General features: G+C 32.5%; 4 protein-coding genes and 1 pseudogene. 4 read left to right on the forward strand and 1 reads right to left on the reverse strand.

All coding sequences use genetic code 11. The annotated features are described in order from the left end of the window. Positions 1 to 223 precede the first annotated feature (223 nt). Complete coding sequence (locus B3J44_RS05655; protein WP_286966690.1) at positions 224 to 1,102, reverse strand: polysaccharide deacetylase family protein; 879 nt, start codon at positions 1,100 to 1,102, stop codon at positions 224 to 226. 223 nt (positions 1,103 to 1,325) lie between these two features. Here B3J44_RS05655 and tgt point away from each other — a divergent pair. The 4 genes and pseudogenes from tgt to accA form a co-directional block, all read left to right on the forward strand. Next, positions 1,326 to 2,457: pseudogene (gene tgt / locus B3J44_RS05660) on the forward strand (tRNA guanosine(34) transglycosylase Tgt). A 67-nt stretch (positions 2,458 to 2,524) separates the two neighbouring features. After that, positions 2,525 to 3,613 (forward strand): LptF/LptG family permease, encoded by a 1,089-nt coding sequence (locus tag B3J44_RS05665; protein ID WP_286966693.1) that lies wholly within the window; start codon positions 2,525 to 2,527, stop codon positions 3,611 to 3,613. Then, entirely contained in the window at positions 3,600 to 4,490 is an 891-nt protein-coding gene (locus tag B3J44_RS05670; protein ID WP_286966694.1) for a DMT family transporter, read from the forward strand. The genes B3J44_RS05665 and B3J44_RS05670 overlap by 14 nt, the downstream gene beginning before the upstream one ends. A 112-nt stretch (positions 4,491 to 4,602) precedes the next feature. Next, positions 4,603 to 5,255, forward strand: a 653-nt coding sequence (gene accA, locus B3J44_RS05675) for an acetyl-CoA carboxylase carboxyl transferase subunit alpha (protein ID WP_286966695.1), incomplete at its 3' end; no start/stop codon positions are given.

Consider the following 5,255-nt stretch of genomic DNA (forward strand, 5'->3'; position numbering starts at 1 on the left):
TCTTCGCGATTGTAAATATCTTCACTTGCTGGATAATTTAGATTTTCCAGATTTTTTTCTATCTCATTTTCTTTTGCTGCATTTTTATCTTCTGAATTTATCATAATGTCAATATTAAATATTATTAAACAGATATTTGTATACTATAAAGTTATGAAATCTATGGTTTCAATACTTATATTTTTAAAATCAGTATGTTATAATATTTGCATAAAAAACCAGCTTATTTTTTAATTGGAAGATGCTCCAATTGCCCAATTTCTTTCCATGTAATTAATTGAATATTGTTCTCTTTTAATTTTGCTTTGCATTCATCACTGGTAAAAAAATCGAAATCTATTTGACGCCACTCTGAACCAAAATTTGGATGATTTATTGTGATGCCTTGCATTTCAAAATCATCAAACGCAGGATGAAGCAGGAAAACATTTAATCCAGAAATTGCGCTGTCTAAAGCTTTTTCATAAGATTTTTTGAGTTCTCCTTTTTCATAGTCAACATAATATCCAATTAAAAGTTTATCAGCCAAAAGCGTATTATCAAAATTATATTTTTCATCAGATAGAGAAATTGATTCTACAAAGTCTTTATTAATAAAAACAGGTAAATTGTATGTTTTTCCTAGCTCTTTATAGATTTCTAAAATTTCGGGGGTAACGCCTACACTGCACATATGCGAGTCGAGATGTGTTGGCTGAATACCAAATTGCAAAGCTCTTTCGATTTGGGCAGTAAGTTCTTTTTTAATTTCAGCTGGTTTTGCTTTGTTTTTGAAATCTTGTCGGGTTTTATAAAAATAACCATTTTGATCTACTAAACTTGAAACTTCGGAAACCGGAAGAATCGGGCCAAATTTATAATTCTCCCATTCGCAGGTGAGAGTTAAATGAATTCCACAGTCATAATTTGGATTGTTTTTAGCAAAAGTGGTCATTTCAAAAAACCACGGACAAGGAACCATTATGCTGTATGAATTGACAGATCCGTTTTGGAGTGTTTTTATAGTTGCCTGATTTTCGGAATGCGATAGTCCTGCATCATCGGCGTGAATGATTAATAGTTTGGTGTTTTCAGGATATCCGAGTTTTTGTGCTAAGTTCATTTTGAATTTTTATTGTTGTGAATATGCTGAGTGAGAACTTCGACTTCGCGTAGTAGGGAAGCTCTGCATTTCATTTTTAATAGATTTTATTCAAATTTAAAAATTTCTGAAGTTTAGGTTTTATGTTGTTTTTGAATTAACTCAATTTTATAATTCACAATTTTTCTAATTAATTAAATTTCCCTGAAATTAGCTTATCTTTGCCGACTGAAAAAAGAAACAAATGAAGTTCGATTTATTACAAAAAGATCCGCAGTCTAAAGCAAGAGCGGGAAGTATTACTACTGATCACGGCGTAATTGAAACGCCTATTTTTATGCCGGTTGGAACGGTTGCATCTGTAAAAGGTGTGCATCAGCGTGAGCTTAAAGAAGAAATAAATCCGGATATTATTCTTGGAAATACATACCATTTATATTTACGTCCACAGACCGAAATTTTAGAAAAAGCAGGAGGATTGCATAAATTCATGAACTGGGATCGCAATATTTTGACTGATTCGGGAGGATATCAAGTATATTCTCTTTCTTCAAACAGAAAAATTAAAGAAGAGGGAGTGAAGTTCAAATCGCATATTGACGGTTCTTACCACTTTTTTACTCCAGAAAATGTAATGGAAATTCAGCGTACAATTGGTGCTGATATCATTATGGCCTTTGACGAATGTACACCTTATCCTTGCGATTACCGTTATGCACAGCGTTCTATGCATATGACGCACCGTTGGTTAGACAGATGTATCAATCATTTAGAAAAAGTGCCATATAAATATGGTTACGAACAAACGTTTTTTCCAATTGTTCAAGGAAGTACTTATAAAGATTTGCGTCGCCAGTCGGCTGAATATATTGCCAATGCTGGACAGCAAGGAAATGCAATTGGAGGACTTTCAGTTGGAGAACCTGCTGAAGAAATGTACGCAATGACTGAAGTAGTTTGCGAAATTCTTCCAGAAGATAAACCTCGTTATTTAATGGGAGTTGGAACTCCAATTAATATTCTTAGAAAATATCGCGTTAGGAATTGATATGTTCGACTGTGTTATGCCAACTCGTAATGCAAGAAACGGAATGTTGTTTACAGCAAACGGAACAATTAACATCAAGAATAAAAAGTGGGAAGCTGATTTTTCTCCAATTGATGAAATGGGACATACTTTTGTAGATACAGAATATTCTAAAGCTTATTTGCGTCATTTATTTGCTGCCAACGAATATCTTGGAAAACAAATTGCAACCATTCATAATCTTGGTTTTTATATGTGGTTGGTTCGTGAAGCCAGAAAACATATCTTAGCCGGAGATTTTAGACCATGGAAAGAAATGATGGTTAAAAATATGAACCAAAGACTTTAAAATATGTTTATTTGTTTAATCGTTTATTCGGTTAAACGATTAAACAAATAATCGATTAAACTTTGTTATGTTAACAATAATAGATAAATACATTTTAAAAAGATACCTCGGAACTTTTTCTGTGATGCTTCTTTTATTTGCACCAATCGGAATCGTAATTGACGTTTCTGAAAAGGTAAATAAAATGCTCGAAAACAAGATTCCGTTTGGAGATATTGCTTTCTATTATTACAATTTTACGATTTACTTTATTAATTCGCTGTTTCCGATATTTTTGTTTTTATCCGTAATCTGGTTTACTTCAAAGCTGGCAAACAATACAGAAATTATCGCGATTTTAAGTTCTGGAATTTCATTTACGCGTTTTTTACGTCCTTATATTATAGGTGCAACTATAGTTTCTCTTTTTGTATTGTTAATGGGATTTTTTATTGTTCCAGCAGCAAGTGAAGGTTATAATAATTTTAGATATACGTATCTAAAAGGAAACGGAAAAGCCGAAATGCGTGGCGAAAATACCAATGTTTACAGGCAAATTAATGACCACGATTTTATCTTTGTAAATAGTTTTAATGAAGAGTCTAAAACGGCTTTTAATTTTTCTTTGGAACATTTTGAAAAAGAAAAACTAACCTATAAAATTACTGCAAGCCGTATTAAATGGGATCCTAAAAAGAAGGTTTACGTTTTATACGATTATACTAAGAGAACCGTAGGAGAATTAAATGATGTAATCGAAAAAGCTCCAGAAAAAAATGTCCCTTTTAAATTTGAATTGGCCGATTTAACACCTGTCGTGTATATCGCAGAAACATTGCCTTTGGGTAAGCTAATTGATTTTATTGAGAAAGAAAGAAAAAGAGGTTCAGGAAACATAAATACCTATTTGGTTGTTCTTTATAAAAAATACAGTATTCCTGTTTCAGCATTTATTTTGACGATTATTGCTGTTTCTGTTTCTTCTATGAAACGTCGTGGCGGAATGGGAATGAACCTTGCAATTGGTATAGCAATAGCGTTCTCTTTCGTATTCTTTGATAAAATCTTTGGTACACTTGCCGAAAAATCTACATTCTCACCTTTATTGGCTGTTTGGTTCCCGAATATTGTTTTCGGAATTTTAGCAGTTTACTTATTACGTAATGCGAAACGATAATTTAAAAAGTTATTTAAATCTTCACTTAATTGTTTTTATCTGGGGTTTTACTGCCATTTTGGGCGCTTTAATTACAATTGATGCCGAAAATTTGGTTTGGTATAGAATGCTTATCGCTATGGTTTTTCTTGGCGGATTTATAGCTTTAAAAAAACAGTCTTTTCAAGTTCCTGTCAAAGAATTTTTTAAATTGATTTTTGTTGGTTTATTAATTGCATTGCACTGGATTTTCTTTTTTAAAGCAATCCATGTTTCCAATGTTTCAATTACACTTTCTATATTTTCTCTGGGAGCATTCTTTGCTTCTTTATTAGAGCCATTATTCTACGGAAGAAAAGTCCTTTGGTACGAAGTTTTCTTCGGACTAATCATTATTGCTGGTCTAGGTTTGATTCTTCAAGTAGAAATAAAATATCTTACGGGAGTTTATTACGCTTTGGCAGCCATTATTTTAGGGGTTTTATTTACCTTAATGAATGGGAAACTAATTTCCGATCATGAGCCTTCTGTAATTACTTTTTATGAGTTTGGTGCAGGAGTTTTCTTTATAACGATTTATTTTTTATTTCAAGGAAAATTTACAGCAGATTTCTTCAAAATGTCTTTAAATAATTGGGTTTTGTTATTGATTTTGGCTTCAATTTGTACGGCTTATGCTTTTACTGCATCAGTAAAAGTAATGCAGCGATTAACGCCATATACAGTAATGTTAACCACTAATTTAGAGCCAGTTTACGGAATCGTTTTGGCGTATTTTATCTTAGGAGGAAAAGAAAAAATGAGTGTTGAATTTTACGTAGGAGCGGTTATAATTATCATAACAGTTATTCTAAACGGTGTTTTCAAACATTATCAGAACAAGAAAGAAAACTTGTAATAGTTTACTTATTTTTAATTTGCATTTTTATACTTTAAATAACAATTAACTTCGCCAATGATATAATATTTTTATATTTGCGGTTCGATTTACAAACAAAATTCAAAAATCCATGGAATATTTAGATTTTGAGCTTCCAATTAAAGAACTTGAAGAACAGTTAGAAAAGTGCGTTATTATTGGAAAAGAATCTGACGTTGACGTAACGCCAACGTGCAAGGAAATCAACAAGAAATTAGAGGAGACCAAGAAAGATATATACAAAAACCTTACTGCTTGGCAGAGGGTACAATTGTCAAGACACCCAAACAGACCTTATACTTTAGATTACATCAAAGCAATCTGCGGAGATACTTTCTTAGAACTTCATGGAGATAGAGGCTTTAAAGATGATAAAGCTATGGTTGGTGGTTTAGGTAAAATAAACGGACAATCGTTTATGATTATCGGTCAGCAAAAAGGATATAATACTAAAACACGTCAATACCGTAATTTTGGTATGGCTAATCCAGAAGGATACCGTAAAGCACTTCGTTTGATGAAAATGGCAGAGAAATTCGGAATTCCAGTTCTTACTTTGGTAGATACTCCTGGTGCATATCCAGGACTTGAAGCAGAAGAAAGAGGACAAGGAGAAGCTATTGCTAGAAATATCTTCGAAATGGTTCGTTTACAAGTGCCAATTATCACAATTATTGTTGGTGAAGGTGCTTCTGGAGGAGCTTTAGGAATTGGTGTTGGAGATCGTGTTTACATGTTAGAAAA

Source organism: Flavobacterium sp. UBA4854 (genome assembly GCF_002399805.1).
Classification (GTDB): domain Bacteria; phylum Bacteroidota; class Bacteroidia; order Flavobacteriales; family Flavobacteriaceae; genus Flavobacterium; species Flavobacterium ginsengisoli.

Excerpts from the sequence above, each read along its gene's own strand:
- B3J44_RS05665 (WP_286966693.1), top strand. The coding sequence starts at position 2,525 with ATGTTAACAATAATAGATAAATACATTTTAAAAAGATACCTCGGAACT.
- B3J44_RS05670 (WP_286966694.1), top strand. The coding sequence starts at position 3,600 with ATGCGAAACGATAATTTAAAAAGTTATTTAAATCTTCACTTAATTGTT.
- B3J44_RS05655 (WP_286966690.1), bottom strand. The coding sequence starts at position 1,102 with ATGAACTTAGCACAAAAACTCGGATATCCTGAAAACACCAAACTATTA.